18 protein-coding genes and 2 pseudogenes are annotated in these 22,234 nt (G+C 41.6%); 8 read left to right on the top strand and 12 right to left on the bottom strand.

Features of this window, described 5'->3' with window-relative positions; genetic code table 11:
- Positions 1 to 88: 88 nt before the first annotated feature.
- The 3 genes from H6G79_RS37100 to H6G79_RS33045 form a co-directional block, all read right to left on the bottom strand.
- On the bottom strand, positions 89 to 493 hold the full coding sequence (locus H6G79_RS37100) for a transposase (protein WP_242048701.1): 405 nt from the start codon (positions 491 to 493) through the stop codon (positions 89 to 91).
- 219 nt (positions 494 to 712) lie between these two features.
- On the bottom strand, positions 713 to 1,564 hold the full coding sequence (locus tag H6G79_RS33040) for a class I SAM-dependent methyltransferase (RefSeq protein WP_190594759.1): 852 nt from the start codon (positions 1,562 to 1,564) through the stop codon (positions 713 to 715).
- 156 nt (positions 1,565 to 1,720) lie between these two features.
- Positions 1,721 to 2,752: an endonuclease NucS domain-containing protein gene (locus H6G79_RS33045; protein WP_190594758.1), complete on the bottom strand. Its 1,032-nt coding sequence runs from the start codon at positions 2,750 to 2,752 to the stop codon at positions 1,721 to 1,723.
- 277 nt (positions 2,753 to 3,029) lie between these two features.
- On the opposite strand from H6G79_RS33045, the gene H6G79_RS33050 reads away from it, so the two are divergent.
- From H6G79_RS33050 to H6G79_RS33065, 4 genes are all read left to right on the top strand, one after another.
- Positions 3,030 to 3,218, top strand: a complete 189-nt coding sequence (locus H6G79_RS33050) for a CopG family transcriptional regulator (RefSeq protein ID WP_190594757.1) — start codon at positions 3,030 to 3,032, stop codon at positions 3,216 to 3,218.
- A 91-nt stretch (positions 3,219 to 3,309) separates the two neighbouring features.
- Positions 3,310 to 3,882 (top strand): hypothetical protein, encoded by a 573-nt coding sequence (locus H6G79_RS33055; protein WP_190594756.1) that lies wholly within the window; start codon positions 3,310 to 3,312, stop codon positions 3,880 to 3,882.
- Between the two features lie 313 nt (positions 3,883 to 4,195).
- Positions 4,196 to 5,218: an HNH endonuclease gene (locus tag H6G79_RS33060; protein ID WP_190594755.1), complete on the top strand. Its 1,023-nt coding sequence runs from the start codon at positions 4,196 to 4,198 to the stop codon at positions 5,216 to 5,218.
- A gap of 213 nt (positions 5,219 to 5,431) precedes the next feature.
- Positions 5,432 to 5,818 carry a thermonuclease family protein gene (locus tag H6G79_RS33065; RefSeq protein WP_190594754.1) on the top strand — a complete coding sequence of 129 codons (387 nt, stop codon included), beginning with the start codon at positions 5,432 to 5,434 and terminating at the stop codon, positions 5,816 to 5,818.
- Between the two features lie 336 nt (positions 5,819 to 6,154).
- Here the strand turns inward: H6G79_RS33065 and H6G79_RS33075 are convergent.
- Positions 6,155 to 6,376: pseudogene (locus H6G79_RS33075) on the bottom strand (IS4 family transposase); the annotation flags it as partial.
- Between the two features lie 71 nt (positions 6,377 to 6,447).
- Here H6G79_RS33075 and H6G79_RS33080 point away from each other — a divergent pair.
- From H6G79_RS33080 to H6G79_RS33090, 3 genes and pseudogenes are all read left to right on the top strand, one after another.
- Positions 6,448 to 6,639, top strand: a pseudogene (locus H6G79_RS33080) (type I restriction-modification enzyme R subunit C-terminal domain-containing protein); the annotation flags it as partial.
- Positions 6,617 to 6,808 carry a hypothetical protein gene (locus tag H6G79_RS36485; RefSeq protein ID WP_199334123.1) on the top strand — a complete coding sequence of 64 codons (192 nt, stop codon included), beginning with the start codon at positions 6,617 to 6,619 and terminating at the stop codon, positions 6,806 to 6,808. The pseudogene H6G79_RS33080 and the gene H6G79_RS36485, both read left to right, overlap by 23 nt.
- 275 nt (positions 6,809 to 7,083) lie before the next feature.
- The gene (locus tag H6G79_RS33090) at positions 7,084 to 7,722 is read left to right on the top strand and encodes a DUF2971 domain-containing protein (protein WP_190594753.1); all 639 of its coding nucleotides are present in this window, start codon (positions 7,084 to 7,086) and stop codon (positions 7,720 to 7,722) included.
- Positions 7,723 to 7,789: 67 nt separating this feature from the next.
- On the opposite strand, the gene H6G79_RS33095 is transcribed toward H6G79_RS33090, so the two are convergent.
- The 8 genes from H6G79_RS33095 to H6G79_RS33130 all read right to left on the bottom strand — a co-directional run bounded on the left by H6G79_RS33095 (position 7,790) and on the right by H6G79_RS33130 (position 21,226).
- Positions 7,790 to 9,964, bottom strand: coding sequence for a DUF2357 domain-containing protein (locus tag H6G79_RS33095; protein ID WP_190594752.1), 2,175 nt, complete (start codon positions 9,962 to 9,964; stop codon positions 7,790 to 7,792).
- A gap of 3 nt (positions 9,965 to 9,967) precedes the next feature.
- A complete protein-coding gene (locus H6G79_RS33100) occupies positions 9,968 to 12,358 on the bottom strand; it encodes an AAA family ATPase (protein ID WP_190594751.1) in 2,391 nt (796 codons plus the stop codon).
- Entirely contained in the window at positions 12,359 to 13,975 is a 1,617-nt protein-coding gene (locus H6G79_RS33105) for a hypothetical protein (protein ID WP_190594750.1), read from the bottom strand. It abuts the gene before it with no gap.
- Entirely contained in the window at positions 13,968 to 17,192 is a 3,225-nt protein-coding gene (locus H6G79_RS33110; RefSeq protein ID WP_190594749.1) for a DEAD/DEAH box helicase, read from the bottom strand. The genes H6G79_RS33105 and H6G79_RS33110 overlap by 8 nt, the downstream gene beginning before the upstream one ends.
- Complete coding sequence (locus H6G79_RS33115; RefSeq protein WP_190594748.1) at positions 17,189 to 18,586, bottom strand: protein kinase domain-containing protein; 1,398 nt, start codon at positions 18,584 to 18,586, stop codon at positions 17,189 to 17,191. The genes H6G79_RS33110 and H6G79_RS33115 overlap by 4 nt, the downstream gene beginning before the upstream one ends.
- A gap of 15 nt (positions 18,587 to 18,601) precedes the next feature.
- Positions 18,602 to 19,267 (bottom strand): VWA domain-containing protein, encoded by a 666-nt coding sequence (locus tag H6G79_RS33120; RefSeq protein ID WP_190594747.1) that lies wholly within the window; start codon positions 19,265 to 19,267, stop codon positions 18,602 to 18,604.
- A 94-nt stretch (positions 19,268 to 19,361) separates the two neighbouring features.
- Positions 19,362 to 20,414, bottom strand: a complete 1,053-nt coding sequence (locus H6G79_RS37105; RefSeq protein ID WP_242048702.1) for an ArsR family transcriptional regulator — start codon at positions 20,412 to 20,414, stop codon at positions 19,362 to 19,364.
- A gap of 20 nt (positions 20,415 to 20,434) precedes the next feature.
- Entirely contained in the window at positions 20,435 to 21,226 is a 792-nt protein-coding gene (locus H6G79_RS33130) for a BRO family protein (protein ID WP_190594746.1), read from the bottom strand.
- A 391-nt stretch (positions 21,227 to 21,617) separates the two neighbouring features.
- On the opposite strand from H6G79_RS33130, the gene H6G79_RS33135 reads away from it, so the two are divergent.
- Positions 21,618 to 21,974 (top strand): helix-turn-helix transcriptional regulator, encoded by a 357-nt coding sequence (locus H6G79_RS33135; protein ID WP_190594745.1) that lies wholly within the window; start codon positions 21,618 to 21,620, stop codon positions 21,972 to 21,974.
- Positions 21,975 to 22,234 lie beyond the last annotated feature (260 nt).

Below are 22,234 nucleotides of genomic sequence, written 5' to 3' on the forward strand. Positions count from 1 at the left end.
GGTCAAAAATTTTGAAAGAACTTTGGAGAATGCGACGACTAAAATTCATCTCTGTTTTGTCAGACTTATGCTCAAACGGTTAGCTACTTCATAGATCCCAAATGGGTTCTATACCGTTCGTGGACTTGTAAAAACAAAACCCCTTGGTTTCGATACTAGCGTTACAAGTATTTTTGACTGCTTGGGAATCGATCATGATCAAGGTAGTCCAAAGGGGCTTTCTTCCTTGTTTTTCTCGGACTCTGTGATGTAAAATCTCCATGATATCCTCAATCAATCCATCACTTCGCCACTGCTTATAATGCCAAAAAACTGTGGAATAGGGCGGCAAATCCTTCGGTAAGTCAACCCAATTGCAACCATTTTTCAGTTGATAAAAGATGCCATCTAAAATTTGTCTTTTACTCCATGTAGGTGGACGAGTCAGCTTCTTTTTAGGTAATAATGGTTCAATAATTAGCCACTCTTCATCTGTTAAACTGCTTAAATACATAAGTGACAAAACATACTGTTATTTTATCAGTATACTAGATCCCAAATGGGTTCTATAGAAAACTGCTGGCAAAAATTTTATAGCTGGCATTTAATAAACCGTGAACAAAACGAAGCCCTGAATTTTTATCAGGGCTTTTTAAGTATAAAAAGATGTGGTTGTTGGTGATAGGGTCTGGAAAGGAAAGCTGGCAAGCAAGGATTTATGCGATCGCATCAGCTATGAACTGATTGATTCCTTCTTCGCTGTAACCAAAAAAGACCGCCGCACACCTTTAATTTCGCGTGGAGCCAATTGGACAGCATATCGACCGTAATTCGCTCTGATTTCTCCCGGTTGAATCACTGAAGCATTCCAGGCGTGAGATGCAAACAACTGTTCTGGTTCATCTGTACCGAAACGCCAGTGCTTGCTAATCAAGCCATTTTGGTGTTTAGCCCCAACCTGCCACGACTTAACACTGACCAAATCAGCCCCCAAGTAACTATCATCTGTACTCAACTGGCTAATTGTGAGCAGTAACTCATTAACTTGAGACTCGTTCAGGTACATTAACAGCCCTTCCATTAGCCAAAGTGTGGGTGCGTTAATATCAAAGCCCTGTTCTAAAAGCAGATGAGACCAAGGTTGGGTTAAGTCAGCCGCGATCGCACATCGATGGCAATTGGCTCCTTTACCTTGCAAAATCGCTTCTCTGTAATGTATGAGTTCTGGTAAATCTAATTCGTACAAACGAGTCTGGGGTGAAAAGGACAGACGAAATGCTCTTGTATCTAACCCGACTCCTAGAAAGACAAATTGTTTAATTTCGGGCAACACAGACAAAATGAAGTCATCAAAAAAGCGAGTGCGGACTGCAACAAACTGAATGCGAACCGCACTACCAAGGGGGTTATCGCTATCTTGCTGTTCCCATTTCTTACGCCAAGCTTGGCCTGTTTCTCCGGCTAATTGTGCAGCCAAAGGATCGTCAAACAGATGGTCTGACCTGTCGGCTTCTATTGCACGTTTAGTTGCCATGACCAATGCTGTGCGGCAAACTTCATCTTGAATTTCAGGCAGATCATTCATTACTGGGAGCTTTAGTAATTATTGTTGCAGTCGCAAGTCAATTGTCTCACCTGTGTTTGTGCGTGGTCTAGTATCAGTTGTAGAAACCGAGTGCTGATTACCTAAACAATTAACGTAGTCATTAGTTAGTAATTGTTAAAAGCCCGTTATGTTGGTTTACAAACAGCTAAATCTAGCAAGCCACTTAGTAAGAGCTAAATCAACTAATGATTCTAAAATTACAGGAGTTTGAAAATCTTGTTGTAAAACTTTGTTGTATATTCCCGCATGAAAAGGGGAGTATTTCTGATGGTAGTAATTCCCCGGACGTTTTTCTCTTGGCATAGCATCCCATTGGGCTTGAAGTTTCATTTGCCCGAAACCCTCTGGCACATGACCAACAAAAGTCACCAATTCACCATTTAGCCAAATTCTAATTCTGCCGATTACTTCTTTTCGCCATGATGTAGGAGTTGGCAACCACAGAAACACTACTGGTTTATGAGATGCTCTTTGATAGCAAAGTTCAGCTACAGGTTTCGATTTACCTCTGCCGTATTTAATAATGTTTCTACCCTCAATTTCTTCTTTGATTCGCTCATCAAAAGTCAAAATTTTCTCTCGAAGTTTGAGAATTGCTTGCTGTTCCTCCCCCGTACAAGCACCAAGCCAATCTAAAAGAAATTGCGGTGCTGCTGGAATGTTATATGTTGTACTGCTGAAATTTAGTTCTTGATAGGGAATAGGAATTGACCAAGCTTTATTAGTATTAATATCTTGCAAACGTAACTGGAACTGTTGATTATCTTTTAAGACCTGAATCTGCAATAAATCAATTTTGAGCAGATTATACTTGCAGTCAATCAGGTTATGCCTGTGAAACGAGGGTGAAGCTGCTATCAATTTAACTGGTTGGCTGTAGTCTATTTGTTGGGCAAATGGTCTTTCGTCTAGCAAATTATCATAATAGCGGGTTAGCTGCTGAATAACGTATCTATCCTCAGCGTTTTTTAGTTCTAAAATTACTAACTGCTTACTTTCATTTAAGGCTAAAATATCGCAGAATTCGCCTTTAGCAGCATATTGTCGCTTGAGAGGTGTAAAACCTAATAACTGCTGTAGATTGTCCCAAATGAAATCTTCTAGTGCGGATTCTGAGGTGAATTCCCAACCATCACCTGTTTTTCTTAAAGCAGCACCAGCTAACATACTATCTTCACCAGTTTAAATACTCAAGTATAATCAATCAGCTTATCTTTAGATGGGCGTTTGATAAGCTAATGTAACCATGTATTTTTACCGAATATTTAGCCTTATAGTAAAGATTTAGCTCATATTCTATTCATAGTTCTCGCTATTAAATTTTTAAAACTTCACACTCTAGAATTCATTTAAGCACTTCATGACAGTTTTAAAGATAGTAGCTGTTTCTTAACAGCATCTTGAATCTAATTTCATTAGATATATCATGGTAGTAACAGTCTAGATGATTGATATTAAAGAAGTGGTATCAAATAAGGCTGATGAACCTGTGAATAAGAAATGGGTTGTCAAAAGGTTAACAATTAATCTCACATCAGGTGAAGCTGAAAATTTAGATAAGTATTGCTCAACTACAGGACGACCAGCGACAGATGTAATCCGAGAGCTAATTCGCTCTTTGAATGTTGAATAAACTTCTGCCTGAGAGAACGGACATTAATTTAACTACAAAAATTTCAAGCATGATGAATAAATACCTAAAAACATTTTTTGTAACAGCAATTGTGACTGCTTCTGTTATTGGAGCAACTGCTACCTATGCAAAAGCCGAGACTTACAGAGCAGGAGAATTTACCATTATTTTGGGTGATGGTGAAAATGGTAAGACATACACAGGTTGTGATGCAAAAGGTCAATGCCTCAACCTGGAAGATGGAACATCTTGGCGCGATCAGGGTTATCGAGGTATTACTTGGGAAAATAGCGATTATACTTATTCAGTTTCTTGGCGTGAAGATTCTAATGAAGGAATGTATCTGAATGTTTATAATGCAGATAAGCGGGTATTACGTCGTAAATTAGTAGCCGTTACAGATGATGCAGTGCCTGTCATGCCTCTGAAAGTGGTTACTTGGTGTGATGTAGTGAATCTTACATCTGGACAACTGGCACTCCGTTATAGCCCTAATGGAAAATCTAGGGCAGGTCTAAATAATGGGAATCAAGTTGTACTGAAGAAACAACAAGGCATCTGGGCCTATGTAAGTGTATTTCAAGGCCCGAATAGTAAAGTTAATGGCTTGGAAGGATGGGTTAACTCAAATTATCTATCTTGTACTCAAGAACCGATTGATTAACGAATTGTATTTGCTTTATTTAAGAGTGATCGCTTGATGGGCTTGCAGCGATTGCTCTCCCCCTAATATTTAAATTTCGCCCAATTCGGCACGGCAGAGTTAAATGGCTGAGATATTAAAATTTGTTTAAATAGCTAACAAAACAGCTAGAATAACTTCTTAGCTAAGTTTTTGAGCTACTACCAATGAATGCTATAACTACCTCACTATATCTTTAAATATTTCTGGACTATTTCACGATTAGTGCTGATGTAGTTCTAAGTTTTGAAGCGAGAAGCTGGATTAAATTATAAAAATAACAGTTGGCTAAAACATGGATTTCATCAACCAAGCAAAAAAGTTAGCAGATACGCTCAAAGATAAAGTTCAAGAAACCGCAACTAATACAGCTAATGGAATAGAAGAGGTAGTTGATGGAATCAAGAATACTACTGTAGAGATTACCACTTCAAGTATTAATGCAGTAACTAATCTACCTGCAACAGCACAGCAAGGTTTTCAAGCTGTACAAAATGCGGGGAAAGCATTAGAAGGAACTGCTATTGGGGTAACGACTTCAAGTGTAGCCATAGCTGAGGCATTACAAAACTTGCCTAGAACAGCTTCGGAACTAGCCCTAGAAATGCCCAAGATTGCATATAGACTGAGGTATCGTGCTGGTTTGCGAACCGGGGATTTACCTCGTAGTGATGCAGATGTGATGAAGCTGTTTGGGAAAATTCCCGGCACATCAAAACTAGGAGCTAACGAACGAACTATTCGTGAATTTTTGAGTGATAAGCATGGTAGCCATATCATTCCACGTTCTCAAGGTGGCTCAAACGGTGCTGACAACATCTTATGGGAAGTGGGTGTTGATAATCTACGTCGCGGAGCCGAAGTGATGACTGTGGGGGAGCAGTTTTATATTCGGGTTTACAATGCGGTAGATTCTATTATTAGTAATTCAGGGACAATTGCGAGGCTGGGGATTACTGCTACAGGAACGGCTGTTGTCACTCAAGTTGTAGTAACAGCGATTTCATACTCCTTGGATCTTTACCGAGGCGACATTACTGTTGAAGAATATAAAAATCTAATTGTAGAAACTGCAAAGATAGCAGGCATTGCGACACCAATTGTTTTTCTGCTATTAGTGGCCGTGTTGGCTTTATTTCCAGAATTTACAGTTGTCTTGTCAGCACCAGTGGTTGTGGCAGGGTTCAACGCTTTATTTGGGATGAGTATTGCAATGCCGATCATTCAATCGCTACTTCGTCATGCTCAAGCTGGTGGTTTCGGTGAGGAAACTGCTGATGCTTACAAAAATACGTTTGGTGGTTCTGCGTCTGCTTAAAATCTGCGCTCAACTTTACCACGAGTGCTGGCTTCATCTTCAAGGCTACTCTTGTTTGGGCTGACTACACACCTCAAGCTTGAATGCGATCGCGGCGACTGAGCGAGGATAACTTGTTCAAGGACAGATATGATCTCTTAGGCTTGATCCGAATCACAGATGCAGCAGTAAACACAAGTTATCCTTGATACACAAAAATCAATGTTTACGTAGATGAACCAAGCCAGTATTCTCGCAGCAACCCTACTGCTGCTCTCTGGAGTGCCAACTATAGCGCAAACCAACCTCCCCAAGATGACGGTAGTGAGCGTAGGTGATGGTGACACGTTAAGAGTCCGCAATCAACAAGGACAACCAGTAACCATTCGCTTGGCTTGTGTGGATGCACCCGAACTCAAACAAAACCCTTGGGGGCAGCAATCTAAGGCTCGTCTTCAACAACTTCTGCCGGTAAACCAGTCAGTACAAGTTCGGTCAATTGAGCGTGACAAATACAAAAGGGTAGTAGCTGAGGTCTTTGTGAACAATGGCTCAGTGAACCTAACGATGGTGCAAGAAGGACAAGCTGTAGTTTATCGGCAGTATCTTCAGGGTTTTTGATTTTCTTTCGCGCAAACGCAATTAAGCCTTTCGTTTCACCTCTCAAGTTAGTTTTGCCGTTCTAGGATAAGTCCAATGGGCAATGAGGTAAGCAGTTCGTGAAAGAATCAGCCAGCGATACATACCCAGCAGAGTTCCTTGCCCAAAGCGATGCAAGCCAAAACGATGCTTTGCCGTTTTAAACCCAATACGGTTCAGTTAAGGCTAGAAAGCTGATTAGTGATGTAAAATTTCGGAGCTTCTACTCGTTGTCCAGCACCTCTGTGTCGCGGTTTTTTAGAACGAAACTTTGATACAGGTTTTTTCACGACCCTGGGATTAATACGGTGAACACGTTCAGGTAACAACGTATCTAAAATCTCGACAATTAACCAATCGAAAAAAAAGGTAAGTCTTCGTAGCACGACGTGTACCTGTAAAACTCAAGCGTAATGGTGGAACTTCAGCAGTAGTTGCAGCTTGAAACATTAACACTCGTACTGACCAATGACCTAACAACCAACCATAAATTTCTTGCACTACTTCTCGTGGTTTTTGAGAACGAACGTGAGTTTTACGCCTTGCTGTTTCTTAAACCCTTTGACAGCAAATCTTTTAAGACTTAACGGGAAAAGTCAGGTTTCAATGCTACTCAAATCCGCTTTGTGGAAACCATCATTGATTACCTGACCCAAAATGGAGTTATGGATGCGGGACTGCTCTATGAACCACCATTTACCGATCTGCACTACGAAGGGTTGGACGGGGTTTTTGGGGCTGATGATGCTGACGGGATTGTTTCAATAGTGCAGTCTTTCAGTGAAACTGTTGGGGTCGCGTGAGGGCTGGTGGTGGGTGCTGATTTGGAAATCTGGGGAGCAATTAAGGATATATGCGAGTGCAGAGATCATCGAACTACCCAAGATTATCGCTAATCTGCCTGATATTGGCTATTGGATTGACACCAGCCGTTTAGGTGTTAAACCCTTGCCCCAGGATTCAGTTTACTAGCAAGCTGTTAGAAAAACCTCTGCTACGGGAAAACTTAAAACAAGACCCTGTGTTGAAAAATCTGATTGTAATTCGTCAGCCGAATGCTACCAATTACAGGATTACTCAGCAGGAGTGGCAGCGTGTTTATAAGTTTAAATATTAGAAAATTAGTTGCATCCACTTTTGGAAGAAAACAGTTATTTAGTACCTGAACCCCAATTATCTGGGTTTATCTAAAAAATCTACCTGCCAAAACCCGATGCTACCAGCATAACTTCCAAGGTGTAACGAAAATGCCTTACTCTTTAGACAGTTGGAAACAGCGTATTGCATCACGTTCTGATTTAACTGGACATCTTATACATTTGACTAGAGAAGCAAATACGAATGGTAAAGAATTTAGCTCTCTTGAGGTTTTGATGAAAATTCTTTTAGAAGAGTGCCTTAACGGTAGTTCAACAAAATCAGGGTTTATATGTGGAAATAGAAAAGCTGTTTGCTTTCAAGATACACCTCTATATCAACTAGCACAAAATATTTATTCAGAGCAAGAGTATCGAAAGCAAAATTCTAATGCCAAGCTACGTTATGTAGGCATAGGTTTAATGTTTCCAAAAACATATATATATAACAATGGTGGGAGACCTGTAATTTATGATAATACCGAAGATGCCAAAGCTTATCTACCTCGTCAAGAATGGTGGCGAATTGTTAAACTGGAACTTAGTGATGAAAATAATATTATCGACTGGACTCATGAACGAGAATGGCGTTTACCAGATGATTTTAATTTTCAGTTAAAAGAAGCCATTGTGATTTTAACCAATGCAAATACATACAAACATTTTATTACTAAATGTCGTTCAATAAATCAAGTTGACATTTTGACAAAAATTAAAGGGATAGTTATGCTAAATGCCATATTTTTTTAGTTTTATTCATCGCATACTTTAGATAAATATTTATTCCACCAATAAAAAAGTTATCAAAATTAATAAACTAACTAATTCCAAAATTACTGTTACGGCATCTATTACATCTTAATAACGTTTCACCCTGCCCAGTACAAGCTCCACAGTGAGGGCAAATGATGCGAATCCTTCCTGACTCTGGTGTTTCATCAGAACTGCACAATGCCGAAAGTAAGTCACGCCCTAGCAGTTGCTCTCTAGCCATCGCTTTCACAGCATAGGAACATTTACTTTCTGTTTTAGTTTGTCGCTTCATCTTAATAGGTTCTAGCTTTGCTGTCTTACCACGACAATTCTTACAGGTTCGCCAACTCCATTTGGCTTGACAGTTAGGACAATCACCCTCATTTTCCTTAAACTGCAAACACACATCACTCAGGTCATAACTGCACACTGGACAATATGAAGGATGGATGCCATAAACCAAATCGACTCCCAAGGTATGAAAGCGAAATAATCTCTGGAAACGTTCAAGAGTGCTTAAATCAAGTGGACTAGCTGGCATCATACCAACACTACGAACAAAAGCATTACCATCAAAAGTGGAAACAAAGCTTTTATAATCATCCGGACTCATAAAGTTTTCACCGATATTCAGCATTTTTTGAATTAAGTCTGGCGTAACATCTTCACTTATTTCTCTATCTCTTGGATCTGTGGGATGTACTAAGACGACAAAAGTCTGCACTTGGTTGTTGCGATTTTGACGCTTGGAAGTATTTCCAATTGATGAACCTTGGGACAAACCTGCATCATAGAGAGTGTCCACAGTCTTCTTAATTTCATCTTGATCGCCAAAAAACGCTCGCGCTAATGGAATCAGTACCAGTTTAATACGGGTTGGATGAGAAAACTTATGAGTATTAGTGTTAACTATCTCCCAGATCAACTCAACATTTATTTTGAAATTACCTGATTCGGGAGGCTGCACAACTGCTGTCCATGCTTCCCACTGGAGTGCTTGTTGAAAATTTAATTCTTCGGGAAAATTCTCTGGCTTCACTTTTGCAGTTTCAAATCCAATCCAGTGCAAAGCCAAAAGTACGCAGCCATGAATGTAATTAGCGTAATCTGATAACAAATCTCGCTCTTTTTCTATATTCTGCTGGTCGGGATTGCTAAAAAATCTGTCCAGCATCTCCCACAACTGGCGTAAACGCCGATAGTCTGCATCCATTTGCAAAATGTTAGTTGGTTTTAAAGGAGATATCACATCTGGTTTGTTAGATAAACTCTTATAAAGTACTGAGTCTAAACAACTACTGATGTCAGAATATAGACGGCTAATTTTATCTTTTAGTGCTTGTGCTTGCTCGTATTGCTGCAAATAGTCTTGTACGGTATCTAGATTTTGCCAAAGTGCTTTCAATCGCTCTTCCCGAAAGCGATTATATTGGTATTCTGTAAATAAGTTTTCATGCAGCGTTTGTGTTTGGTAGTAGGCGCGGTCTATTTCGCGGAGTCTTTGTTCCATCCAGCGCAGCAACCTTCGCACTAGAGTAGCAACCACGCGATTTTCATAGAGGTCAAGGGTCTCTTCTGGCACTTCGCTTCTAATTTGTGCCGGAGTAATGCGCGTTGCAGTACGAGATTGCCATAATTCCGGTCGAGATGCTAAATGCTCAATTGCATCAGGCGGAATACGCCTTGCTCTGTCTATGGGCATAACTCGACGCTCTACTATTAAAGTACGTCGGGGTTTGTTACATACCCTCAGTAAAGATGGTAAAACTTCTGCGATCGCCTCATCTAGTTCCGTAACATTTTTGTTGCTAAGGGAATCACGAATAGTACCAGGGGAGAAAAATGGCAACTTGAGTAATTCCTCTGTTGATCTAGTTGGTTCCAGCCCTTTTGCTTGGTCGGCGAACAGTGCCAAAGCCACTCGCATTGTCTCATCCAATTGTGTTCGCAATGGCACTTCAAATTTATACCGTCCAATACTTCCAGAACCTGTACAGGCGATACGTACCGAACAGCACCCAAAAGTATCAACTGTTATGGGTAAATTACAGCTTGTTTCATTTTTACGGATGTAAGTATTATCGTTATTATCATTGAGCGTAATTTCAGTTTCGCCATCAGCAGGGGTGAAATTAATCTGTATACGGTAGTCATCTATACTCTCTAAACGACGGCGTTCTCCCGATTGCAATGGTTCTAGGTTGCCTGTCCAACGATTGAGTAAAAAAAGATGTGCCATAATCTACCGTTTGAATTTGTTAATCTCACGTTCCAAAAGTTTTAAGGAAATCGCAGCACTTCCCAGTCGCGGGTTATCAGTAAAACTTACCTCAATAATGTCTCGTACTTCCTGTAAACCAGAACGGACATTTGGATCAGTACGGTTTTGTACCTGCCAAAGCAGCTTTCTGGCGATAAAGTGGTCTAAACCTTCCCCAAGTTTCCCACCCGTCGCAGTGTATATGGGGAGGAAGATAGAAAGTTGGTCTAACAGGCGTTGTCCGTACCCTACTTGAAAGTACTCATGCAATGCCAAACCAATAGTTCCAAGACAATTCTGTACAACGTCTTGGTCTTTTTGGCTGAAATTGGCGATCGCCTTTTGTACAGCTTGGCGGAAATCTGAGATTTTTAGATTTGCTGGTTGTGTGGTATCAAAACTTTCTGGTTCAAAAGGTTCATCTATTTGCAAAACTTGAGCGCGATCGTAAACTTTACGGGTAATCTCATATGTAGATTCGTCCGTATTTGCGGTGCCAACAAACCAGACATTATCAGGGATTGGTAGCTGGACTGCACCGTTTTTCAATCTAATTCCTTTGGGAAGCTGACCTCCAGTAGGGTCGTGGTTTAGTAGTTCAATTTCTCTATCTTCTGGACGACCTTCCATAATTGAAAGTAAATCAGCAAAATAGTATTCCACCCGTGACAGGTTCATTTCATCCAAAACTATGAAATAAGGATGATTGCGGTAACGATTTGTGCCTGCTTCGTAGATTGCCCTAGAAAACTGAGACTCATTAAAAACGCGGAAGAAAGAGTTATAAGAACCAAGCAAATCAACTTTATCTCGCCAACTAGATTGAACTTCAATTCGGGCAAATTTACCACCAATCGCATAAGCAAAATATTCTGGCAGACTAGTTTTACCAGTGCCACTCTGACCTTGAATAATAATTAGTCTAGAAGCTGCCATTGAGGCAATAAAAGCCTGAATTGTATGTTTATCATAATAATGAGCGAAATGTGAGGTTTCAGCTTCTCCCATTTCTAACTCTTGACGGCTTGGTAAACTACCCATCCAAGCACGACTTCTAGCAGCTAATTCATTTAGATTATTAACAGCAACACCATCAGGTTTGTCAATAATATTTTCATTTTCTCTATCCATAGAAGCAAAATTACCAAATGCTTGTACTTGACTGGTCTGCAATTGACCAAGCATCCGTTTAAGTTCTTCTATTTGTTCGCTCAAATACTGATTTAGTAACTTTAGAGTATCTCTCTCTTTGCGAAGTTGTTCTGTCTCCATCCTTTCCGAATGATGCTGGCGACGGATACGTTCTAAGTCATCAATTCTCGCTTGTAAATCACGATACTTAGCTTCAAAATCAATTGCAGCTTCAGCACGTCTGCGAAGTTCTAATAACTCTATTTCTGATGGATATTCCTCAAATAATTTTTCATATTCTCTAATCTTATTTTCTAGCAGTTTGTTATCTGCTAAAATTTTTGCTGGTGAACCTGATATATTTAAGAGCATATTTTTATTGCTCTCTAATTCTCCCCTCAACCGATGATTTTGCTCTTGAACTAATTGAATTTGGTGTTCAATAGATTCCTTTTCTTTTATCAACCTATTAATTGCTTCTTCTGAACAAGCATTTTCACGTTGGCTTAATTCTTGTTCCTTCTGTTGTAGTTTTTTCTTTTGCAAAGCTAACCAATTACTTTCATCTTCTAAGTCTTCTTCTCGGCGTTCAATTTGCTTAATTTGTCTTGACAGCTTGTTATCTTCTTCCTCAAGATACCTTTCTTTATCGTCAAGTATCTTACGGAAATTTATCAATTCTTCTTCTTTCGTCTGGATTTCCTTAATTGTTTCCTCTCTTGCTCTTTGCCTATGTTCTTTGGCTAGAGTTTCTGCCTGTTCAATAATTCTATCTGCTTGATTTTGAACATCAATCTTTAATTTTTGAGCTTCCTTAATAATTTTTTCAGCTTCCGTTTGTGCGGCACTCAATTTTTTATCAACTTCCTTTTGTGCTGCCTCTATAATTTGTTGACGTTCTGCTATAATTTCCTGTTCTTTTTCTGTTAACCATTCCTTACGAGCCTTAGCTTCTAAATCTTTAAAGCCATTAATAGCTTGCACTTTCTGTTGGGCTAATTCCTGTTCTCTTATAGCAATCTCCGCTTCTTTGGCTGCGGTTATTTCTTTTTGTTCCTCTAACTGAAATTCTAGTTCATTGATTTTATCTTGGAGCTTATGAATATCCTGGGACTGTGCGTTAACTGTTGACACATTTTGAGGAGTCACTGCAACAGCAGCAAGATTTTGAATATTAGTTTGGGGAGTAGTTGGTTGCTGACGGTTCTGATTTGTATTTATATTTCTAGTTTTTCTACCCATTTATACCTCCTTTGAGAATTGGCTATTTGTTAATCGCCATGCTTGAATAACTAACCGGACAATTTGATATGTTTTTGTTACTAAATCCTCAACGACAATGCTTGGTTCCTTATGACTTACACCAGCATGAGCGCCAATTGTGTTGCGGATATGGGCAATTTTTTCTATGTCTGCTAAAAAATCTAAATGTTTTTTAAGTAAATATTCTAAAATACTACGATGTAAGCTGTTACGCCGACTTGCTGATAGTAAAAATGTCCCAACATAGGGTCGTAAAGAGTCTTTACCACCATCAAGAACATTACGGATTGCTCCTAACTTTGTAAATAAAATCCGCTCTGGTATTTCGCTTCCACCGCAGGCAACAACTGTATCTTTTAAACATTGTTGCAATGTATCCCTACTTTTATATGGTTCCCAAATATTTGTAGGAATTGTATCTAGTTGCAGTAAAGTAAACATTAACTGCTCTAAAACCCTTTGCGATCGCGTAATACTTGTGTCCGTCTCATCGAAACCACGTTCTAGAAGGATACGCGATTGTTCTAAGCGTTCCAATTCTTGCCAAACTTGCTGCCAAATTTTATCAGGCACAGAGCCGACTTCAAATATTATTTTGTCGTAGGCTTCCCTTGCTAAACCGATCGGCTCAATTTCTCTGGGTTGCTTGCGTTTCCAAGCTTCACGACTCTTGGACTGCAAATGCTCTACAATTTTCTTACCTTCTTCACACTGGGATGAGGCAAAGTTCAATAGGCGTACCCAACGAAAACCATCTGGAAGGCCAAAAGGACAGCGTAGAGAAAATTGACCATCGGATGTTCCCTCAATAATGCAGGAAACTAGCAAATAAAACTGTTGCGGTCGTTTACTTAACAGACGCACACCAAAATTTTCTGTTTGCTCTACCTTTGCGTTATTGCTTTGCGTCAAAATATCTGCTTTGCTGATTTCAGTAAAACCATAGGCATCAGAAACAGCATTATCAGCCTGAATTAGCTTTAACAGGCGACGTTGAGTTTTGATTGCCGATGTTACATCAGCAGCGTTGGGTGTAGGTAGTGTTTGCCGTATCCACGGAAGTTGAAAAGCTTGGGAGACATCTGAACGACTAGAGTCAGCATAGCGTAGGCTTTTAGTGTAAAACCAACTTAGAAGTTCACCGGCTGTTGCGTCCTGAAAAATCCAGCCATATTCTGTTTTCTCTTCATCCTCTTTTCCATCTTGCTGAAGAATTTTCTCTCCTTTATCAGTCAAGCGAGCTTTTCTGTCAATATAGCCCTGATTTTCTAGCTGTAACATGACGTTAAACAGAAAATCTTTGTGCTGTCCCAACATTTGTGCTTGATCCTGGTGGCGCGTTACCCCAGCATGGGCTAGCCGTAGTGAAGTTAGCTGCAAAAAGTCTAATTTGCGCTCTGATACTTGTGGCGCAGCGATTCTCCAACCATAAACAGGCCATAATATGTTTTGCTGTTGGTCAGTGAGCGCCTGCTGTTGGGCAAACAAAAGAATATTTATAGGTTTTGCATCTGATACTTGATTGCTTGGTGACAGTATCAGTTCGTCAGGTAAAGGTTCATCATCAAACAGCAATTCATCATCAAAATCAGACATCTGCATAGCCCTGCTCACTTCGACACAAATCAACAAAAGCTTTTAAGCTGCTAGAGTAAGGTGTGCCATCAGGACGCAAAGACGCAACACAAGCAGAGTCTCCTACTCCAATTAGTACGCAACGGGCGCGGCTAAATGCAACACATAGCCGATTTGGGAGTGCTGTGAAACCAAGACGCTTTTCAATAGATTCCTCCTGATTACTGCGAACGGTAGAAAGGTAAACTACATCATATTCCCGTCCTTGGAAAGCATCGACCGTTCCCACCCGCACCCGGCGCTGTAAATGTTCTGGCAAGCCGTGGCGAAGGTCTGCGATCGCTTCTTTGATAGCTTCTTCCTGGGCTGAGTAAAATGCAATCACCCCAACCATTCCCGTTGGTTTACTTGGGTCGAAATTAGGGTATTTTTCCGCTATGGAGGGAAGTACACGACGCAGTTCGCACATAATCCGGTCAACTTCCGCAGCACGCTGCCAGCTACGATTGCCAGCACGAGTTTCACCCCCAATATTTTTAGGCACATCTAACCAAGCAATGGGTTTTAGATTATACTGACTTGTATAATTCGGTCGTGATTCTGGCTTGACAAAACTAGAATTAAGGGGGCTTTCAGAATAAAAGCGATCGCTGACAAACTGCCCAATCGTCGGGTGCATTCGGAACTGATCCGTTAGCTGGGCAGTCCGCTCAATACCATCGATAGCGGTTTGTTTGGGCAGTGATTCCCAAAGTCTTTCAAATAAACTTTTACCATATATATCCTTTAGCTTTTCATCCCCCTCTTTAGCCAAACTCTGCTCAATTTCCCTTTCTAAAACGTGAGGAAGTTGTTTGTGGTCGCCAACGAGAATAATCCGCCGTCCCTTCACCATTGGTATTAATAAATCAAGGGGATTTGCCCTGGCGGCTTCATCCACCACAACTAAGTTAAAAGTCCGGTTAGCCATTCCCAAATACTTTGAGTCTGCTTGCCCGCAACTGGTAGCTTGAATTGGTGAATATTTTCCAATCACTTCTCTGACATGGGCTGGATCTTCTTCTAAATAGCGAACAAATAACTCCAGTGCTTCCTGCTGTCCTTCTACACTTTGGTCGCGGGCTACTTCAACTTCCTCGATCGCAGCTAGCAGGCATTGCTCAATTTCTCGATCAGACACATCTTGTTCGGTAATCGGGGCGGCAAAGGGAATCTCCAGTAGTTGTTGGCGAATGCCAATACAAGCGTTTTGCAAGGATAGCCAGGGTTCCCGATAAGCTGCATTTTCTTCTGTCCAAGCAGCAGCAACTTCCACAGCTTCAATAATATCGGGTGAAAGATTATCAAGATAAGGCTCCAAAAAGCGTCTCAATCTCCGAGCCTGTCGATTCCCATCATCTTTAAAATTTTCTTCTGCTGTACACTGCTGATTTAATCTGCGTTCTAGTTCCTCTCTATCTTCTGCATCTTCAATCACTGGCTTGGGCTGAGTCTGCACTGTTGGAACAGTAGCCGCGAGACGGTCTAATTCGGCTATTCGCTGGGCCGATAAAAACTGTTCTGCCGCATTGCGAAAAGCTAAAATAATTTCACGGGTTCCTTCCCTTCCTCCTGCTGAAGTGCGCCAATGGGAGAGGCTACCTTTGAGTTGGTCGATGAGGGTGCGAGTTGCTTTATGTTCGTTCTTTAAGTGCGCTCGCACAACCTTAATAACTTGATCGCCCCACGCCTGAATTACCTCAGATCCCCGATCTTCACCTTTTTTGCCTCCAAGTCGATCAACAGGAAGTCCTGAAAGGCTCATGCCTGCGATCGCATTATCCACTGCCTCATGCTGCAAACTTGTGACCAAAACTGTTTCCAACCCATCATTAGTATTACGCCCTTCATTAAGCATGGTCAGTAATGCCTGAATCACCCTTGTCTTCCCTGTTCCTGGCGGCCCCTGAATGACAGCAATATCTGGTGTAGACAGTGCAATGCGTAACGCCTTTTCCTGATCTGGCGTTGGCCCGGTTTCGCCAAACATCTTGCGTGCTGGTTTTGTAATTATCTTTTTTTGGCGAGGAATTGCCCTCTCAAAGGTTTTACCCTCAAAAATCAAGCCTAGATAAGGCAAGCCAGCGCGTGCAGATTCCAAGGTCTTGAGCGCATTATCACGTTTTTTGAGTTTAGACTCCTCCAAAGCCATAGAGGGAGAAATTATTCCATTAGTGGGTGGCTCGTTATCGCTTTCCCAAACAACTGTGAGACGCTTATTTTTCTGGTCGCAATCTATTGCTAATCCTTCTGGTTTAGTACCATTGCTTTGTATGATTACTGGCAGTCCATCACCAGAAATATGCTCAAACCAAGGCTTAAGGTTGGCTGATGGTTCTAAGTTAAAAATTAGTAAAGTTTTACTACTGTCATCAGATTTTAGTTTTGGTCTGCCTTGATAGCGTAAAGGTGGCAAAGATCCAAAACGCTCTTCTAAAATTCTTCCTTCTTCTGAGTTGTAATGCTTCCAACTGGCAATCCAACTATTATTTTCCCTAACAGCTTTGTCAAGGGCTGCAATTGCAGCCGAACGCATAGTGCTGGCGGCGGTTTTGTCGCAGAAATCTAACGATTGGCGCATTAAATAGATAGGTCGGCGATCAAGATTTTGCCCGCGATGTTTAACAATTCGTTTTGCTACCAGTTGTTGCTTATCCTCACTCAAAGCCAAATCGAGAGCGAGATCAGCCCCAACTACAGTAAATCCCCGTTCCAAATCTGGATCGCTAGCACCGGAATTAACAAACCAATAGCCAAATTTATCAAGCAAAAACTCCCGTTCTAAACAGCGTTTCGCATCTTTAAACGTCTTTACTTTAGACCACTGGCGCATCACAACTGTTTCGATAAATTCGTCAGTCAGTGCCACTTGCAACTGTACGGGAATTTCAGCCTCTGGGAGTGTAAAAGCTTGTCCTTTAATTTCAACTTCCTGGGCTGCTGCTTTCATAATGCAACCAAGTACACTAACCTGCCCTGATTGCAATTCCCACATTAATACCTTGGCATTAGCAGAGTTTGGTTCAACTTCGATTACCAAATCAGAATCATTACTGTTGGGAGCTTCAAAGCCAAGAATACTTTCATCAATTCGTTGTAATTCAACTATTTCATCTTCCCAATCTGACTGTGCCTCACCTCTTGACAGCAAAAAACGTCCGCTTACCTCTTTGCCAAATTTTAAATTAAATAATTTCATCCTTGACCTCCCATGTGTGGGTAAGGATTACGCACCTTTGCTCTAATACCAGATGGAAAGAGAATTACCGTTTGATTGAATAGCCATACATAATCACCAGGAGGGCAGGGATGTTTGTTTCCGGCGGCATCTTTAGTTGCCCAAGTATTTTGACTCAAATTTTTGATACCAAAAATTGACTCATTATTATTATTCCGTTTTGCCCCAAATTGTCCAGCATCGCCAGTTGTTTCTGGGTCGCCATTCACCAAGCGGTTAGGAATTATCCTCTGTTCTTTATCTAAAACTAGCCGATGAGCTTTTTTATTTCTGATCAATTCCTTACGCTCGTCTTCGTCTAAGTTATCAATAGCTGGATCTACATTAAAGAAACCAAGTTCAATTGGGCGAGTGCTTGTTTGTCCGCACCAGTCACAAACGAAAGGCGTACCTCGCATTTCTGGTAAATAGGTAGTAGCACCACATTTGGGGCAAAGTGCGGTTTGATCCGCGGCTTCCAACAAAGCAATTAGCCATTCCTCTGGTAATGGTCGCGCCCAAGGTTCTGCTACACCGTTTTCAAAAGCTCGTCGGCTTAAGTCTCTGATTTTCCTCGTTAATACGCGCCCTAGTGGTAAACCCGCAGATGAGCGATTTTGGTTGTTGTCTCTGGAATCGATAAAAGGCAGTTCCCCCCGGTAAGCTATTTCCTCTAATTCCGGCTCACCTTCAAGGACTTCATCTCCAATAAAGGGATGATTCAGCACTAACAGATGAAAAATTGCTACTGCTAAAGACCAGCGATCGCAAGCATGATCGGGAAAACGAGACTCTTTCAAAATTTCTGGGGCAATAAACCCAGGGCTGCCCATAACTTCCGCAAACGATGTACCCGGAACAATCAAGTTATCCGCATCGATAAGTCTAATAAGAGTTTGTTTGAGGTCTGATGATACTAGGACGTTTTGCCAAGATAAATCCACGTAACAAAGGCCATTGCGATGAATTTGCTGTATGCTTCTGGCTAATTGGGCAGCAATCTTCAAGCGACGACGCAATCCTCCTGTAGCAACGTGCCAATTAGTAGTAAGTATTTTTGGGTACACTAATTCCGCTAATGAAATACTGTCATGAACCCGCTCCATCACATAACCGAAGTAAGGCTCATCCAAAACAGCACGAGGCAATACCAAGGCATCAACCTCTAAATTGCGGCGGATCAAAATACGCAGATGTTTATAAAAATCTGCTGAACTAGAATCAGGCGGTTTGCGGACTTTCACGAGGATATTTTCATCCTCAGTAGTATATATTGCTCCTTGCATTCCTTGATTTAGTTGTGCAACTAATCTATAGCGTCGTCCTTCTATATCTCGAACAACAGCACCTGGTTTTGGAAAAGAAAATTTAGGCACTTTGATCCTTTCGGTTTAATCAAACGACAAATCATCGTTATCCAACAAATGTAGTGGTAAATTGTTGGTGGAGTTTGGGTTTTGAGCTACCGAACGTGCCATAACTGACATACTGACAAACTGGAAAAAGTCCATCAGCTTGCTAACCTCTGCTGCACGTACTACTGGAATTTCTGGATGATTTACGAAACGCTTGAGGACATCAAAGTCACAATCATCACCGATACCCAAGGCTAAACGCACTGCACGTTTACCTCTATCGGAATCTAAAAGCTTTTGTAATGGTTCTTCCCAATCGTCATTTGGTTGACCATCGCTAACTAAAACAAGAGTAGGAAGATAAGAGCGTTTTGGCAATTGTTGCTCATCCTGCAAAAGTTGTAAAGCGACATTGAAAGCGGCTCCCATTGAAGTTGTGCCAGCAGCAGTCAAAGTAGGCATTTTAACGTTCTCTACAGGAGTTAAGCTGAGAATTTGTTGGGCATTGCTGGCAAATGTAATTATGGCAGTATGAATCTTAGAACGGGTATCATGCACAGTCTGGAACTTTTGGTGCATTTCTGTCAATGCAGCATTCAAAGTATTAATTTTTTCGCCTTCCATACTGGTACTGACATCAGCCAGCACAATTACTGGTAGTGGTCGCCTCTGTGGTAGAAAGTCACCAGGGTTGATCTGCATGTTCTGCTAATGGAAATAAGAATTTTTGACACTTGGTTTTAGTATTCCCCTACCTTGTCACAAAGTTACTAGTAATTTCATCATGCAAATCTCTTTACTCCCCACCCGGAAACCTTCGCATCATCTCCCGCAATTCAACAGCCTCCCCATCCGGTGTATAAACCACATTACCAGACATCGCCAGCACAATCCGCTGCCGCCGCGCCCACTCAAACCATGCGCTCACATCTGCGGCAACAGTATTCTTGCCCTTTGCGCCACTCTTGCAGGAATTGATAAACAGACCAGTTGGGTTATCGCACCACCCTTCAGCGATCGCATCCTTGACCCTAGCAATCGCACCCTGAACATTCACCCAATGCTTCTTGATCACCCCCAAACAAGGCTGAGGATTGATCCGCAACCGCTTCAACTCATTACAAACCTCCGCAATTTCTTGCTTGGACACAGTTAAATCAGCTTTAGCCGCCGCCCCGGAAAGTTCGTCCTCATGATGGTCTTCCTCGTTAGTTGAGTTATCCATTTCTTGTTCATCAACGGAGCGAGTGATTTGGGGTTGCTCTGGTTCTGTGGTTTGGCGAATTGGTTCTTGGTCGTAGTTAACAATTTTGGGTTGTTCTGGTTCTGGGGTGTAATCAACAATCTCGATTTGCTCCCCTTCTTGGTCGTACTCCAATACCTCGGTTTCTTCCCCTTCACTTTTTTCTTCCCCAGCAGCAACGTGTTGTTGTGGCTTAGAAGTTTCTGGATGGGATCTGTGGTGTTGTTCTACAGTGAATCTCGAACGTTCAGTTTTGCACCTGCGAGGTTCAAGCAGGTTATTCAGTACATCAAAGTTCAATTTATACTGCCAAGTTTTATCTTGCCCATTACCAGGATTTTTCTGCTTCTCGATAATGCCCATTTCTTCAAGCAGAGCGATCGCCCTCCTGATTACATGAAGACTATGCTCACCCATCAGGTCACGATAGATTTTCTTGAGTGGCTGATAAACCCAAGATGTGCGGTGATTCTTGACCTTCCAGTTTGTCCAATGCCGAAAATACTCAATCAACTTAGCAGCACAGAAGTTGCTTGTGATGTCGAGGTATTCTCGCCGCAATATAACTAAGACTGAAAATCTCTCAGCAGGATTAACGCTACTCATCTGCTTATCTCCTGTATCGTCTAAAACGGCATCTCTTTTTGTTCTTCTTCTGACGCTTGCGACCAAAACTCTCTGAGCTTTTGGAGTTTCGCTGCCTGAAACTGCTGTTTCTCTTCGGGCGACACTTCACCAATTAACTGTTCCACCTCAGCCCGTTGCAGTTCCTTCACCTGCTCAACGGTGGACGCAGGCAGGGCTAACGGTTGATTCTCCTGGGATGGTCGGAAGTTGCGGCGGCGGTACAGAAAGCGGAAGTGTCGTTTGTCCTGCGAAGGGAGCGATCGCCAAACTTCGGCATCCCAGCCGGGGGGCATGAAGTCGGCTGATGGGGGCAGTAGGTTCTGGATTTGGGACTGGAGTTGGGCGATCGCCTTGCCTTGTTCTTGGATTACCTTATTTTGCTGTTCGAGTTTTTCCCAGAGTTGGGCGAGTAGTTCTGAGTTTTGTGGGGCTAACTCTGCTTCACGGGTTTTTATTGCAAAGTAATTTTGTGCTGCTGCGATTTCTGGCTTACGGGAGTCACCATTCATGGCTGTTAAATAGCAGCCATAACGACTAAGCCTGAAATCGTCTCTGGGTCTGCCTCCGGTACTTTTTGCGGGCAGACGCAAAAAGTGTTTTTTGCTATCTTGACCGATGTTTTCGCAAGCCGCGATCGCTCTGGTCACTGCATCTTCAAATTGTCGCCACTGCTGATATCCCAAGATGGGCATTAGTTCACGGGCCAGCCAATACTCAGAACCATCGCTATCAGTATGTTTAATTTGGTCAAAAGGGCTGGGGTGGCTTTCACTGTAAGTAATCTCGTCCATACTTCCTCGAATTTTTAACGCATGGAACTATCGCGGCATAGTTGCAATGCCGTGACAGATTTTTCAAGTTGTGTAAAGGCTGCTAAATTAGTAAAACTGCTTATTACGAGTGCTATTGAGCGATCGCTAACTTTTAGAGTAAGCGATCGCCTTTCAAATTCATTAGTTAGTATTACGTTTCATCAACGCTCAAATTGCATGAGCTTGAATTGTTCCTATGAAATACCCAGAGTTGGGAGCAGTCGTCGTCGCTTGAATGACACATGATGATGTGTCTTTATTAGCTAGGCTGAAATAATCGCATTGTAGGCAGGCGATTACTTTTACTTTTGCTGTGCTTCAAACTAAGTTAGTGAAAGGTATTACTTACTATCACTAACTAAGTTATTGTATGATGGCTAATAAGTCAAGTAGGGATAATGAAAAAGATTACCCAGAAGAAGAACTATTAATTATGTCAAAAACTCTAATCGCTAGTGTCTGGTGGACAAAAGAGATGGGAGAGCGATTAAAAATACTTCGTGGCGAAGAGTCGATGGCTTCCTTGGCTAAACGCGCAGGGTGTTCTTATCAGTCCATACAGCATTTAGAGCGTGGGGAATACACCATTGAAGAACGTAAGGGACTTAAACCCAGTGTTTCTTGGGAAAAGTTAGAAGGAATATGTAAGGCTCTCGATATAACAGTAGAAGATTTTTTACAAGTTCAGTTAGTGAAAAATCCTAAAAATATGCCTCCAATCGCTTGACAATCACTAACTAAGTTAGTGATAATAGCAAGTATAAGAGGAAGCAAGTACCAGCCTCTTAGATAAATAAAGCGGTGCTAAACATTCAGAACCATGAAATAGACAATCAAGCGAACGCCTGGAAGGGTAGCTGAAGCACTGGTAAACCCAGAGAAAGTGAGAGATACAGGAGGGAAAGTTGATTGCACCGATGTAAATCATTGGTGAATAAAAGATTGCGATTCAGCACTGCATACGCTTTCAACGCCAGAAAGCGAGAC

The organism is Anabaena sp. FACHB-83, assembly GCF_014697485.1.
In the GTDB taxonomy this organism is placed as follows: Bacteria; Cyanobacteriota; Cyanobacteriia; order Cyanobacteriales; family Nostocaceae; genus Nostoc_B.

Coding starts and splice junctions, on each gene's coding strand:
- H6G79_RS33095 (WP_190594752.1), bottom strand. CDS start 9,964: ATGGCACATCTTTTTTTACTCAATCGTTGGACAGGCAACCTAGAACCA.
- H6G79_RS33110 (WP_190594749.1), bottom strand. CDS start 17,192: ATGAAATTATTTAATTTAAAATTTGGCAAAGAGGTAAGCGGACGTTTT.
- H6G79_RS33045 (WP_190594758.1), bottom strand. CDS start 2,752: ATGTTAGCTGGTGCTGCTTTAAGAAAAACAGGTGATGGTTGGGAATTC.
- H6G79_RS33050 (WP_190594757.1), top strand. CDS start 3,030: ATGATTGATATTAAAGAAGTGGTATCAAATAAGGCTGATGAACCTGTG.
- H6G79_RS33105 (WP_190594750.1), bottom strand. CDS start 13,975: ATGTCTGATTTTGATGATGAATTGCTGTTTGATGATGAACCTTTACCT.
- H6G79_RS37105 (WP_242048702.1), bottom strand. CDS start 20,414: ATGAGTAGCGTTAATCCTGCTGAGAGATTTTCAGTCTTAGTTATATTG.
- H6G79_RS33090 (WP_190594753.1), top strand. CDS start 7,084: ATGCCTTACTCTTTAGACAGTTGGAAACAGCGTATTGCATCACGTTCT.
- H6G79_RS33135 (WP_190594745.1), top strand. CDS start 21,618: ATGATGGCTAATAAGTCAAGTAGGGATAATGAAAAAGATTACCCAGAA.
- H6G79_RS33100 (WP_190594751.1), bottom strand. CDS start 12,358: ATGGGTAGAAAAACTAGAAATATAAATACAAATCAGAACCGTCAGCAA.
- H6G79_RS37100 (WP_242048701.1), bottom strand. CDS start 493: ATGTATTTAAGCAGTTTAACAGATGAAGAGTGGCTAATTATTGAACCA.
- H6G79_RS33060 (WP_190594755.1), top strand. CDS start 4,196: ATGGATTTCATCAACCAAGCAAAAAAGTTAGCAGATACGCTCAAAGAT.
- H6G79_RS33040 (WP_190594759.1), bottom strand. CDS start 1,564: ATGAATGATCTGCCTGAAATTCAAGATGAAGTTTGCCGCACAGCATTG.
- H6G79_RS33130 (WP_190594746.1), bottom strand. CDS start 21,226: ATGGACGAGATTACTTACAGTGAAAGCCACCCCAGCCCTTTTGACCAA.
- H6G79_RS33065 (WP_190594754.1), top strand. CDS start 5,432: ATGAACCAAGCCAGTATTCTCGCAGCAACCCTACTGCTGCTCTCTGGA.
- H6G79_RS33120 (WP_190594747.1), bottom strand. CDS start 19,267: ATGCAGATCAACCCTGGTGACTTTCTACCACAGAGGCGACCACTACCA.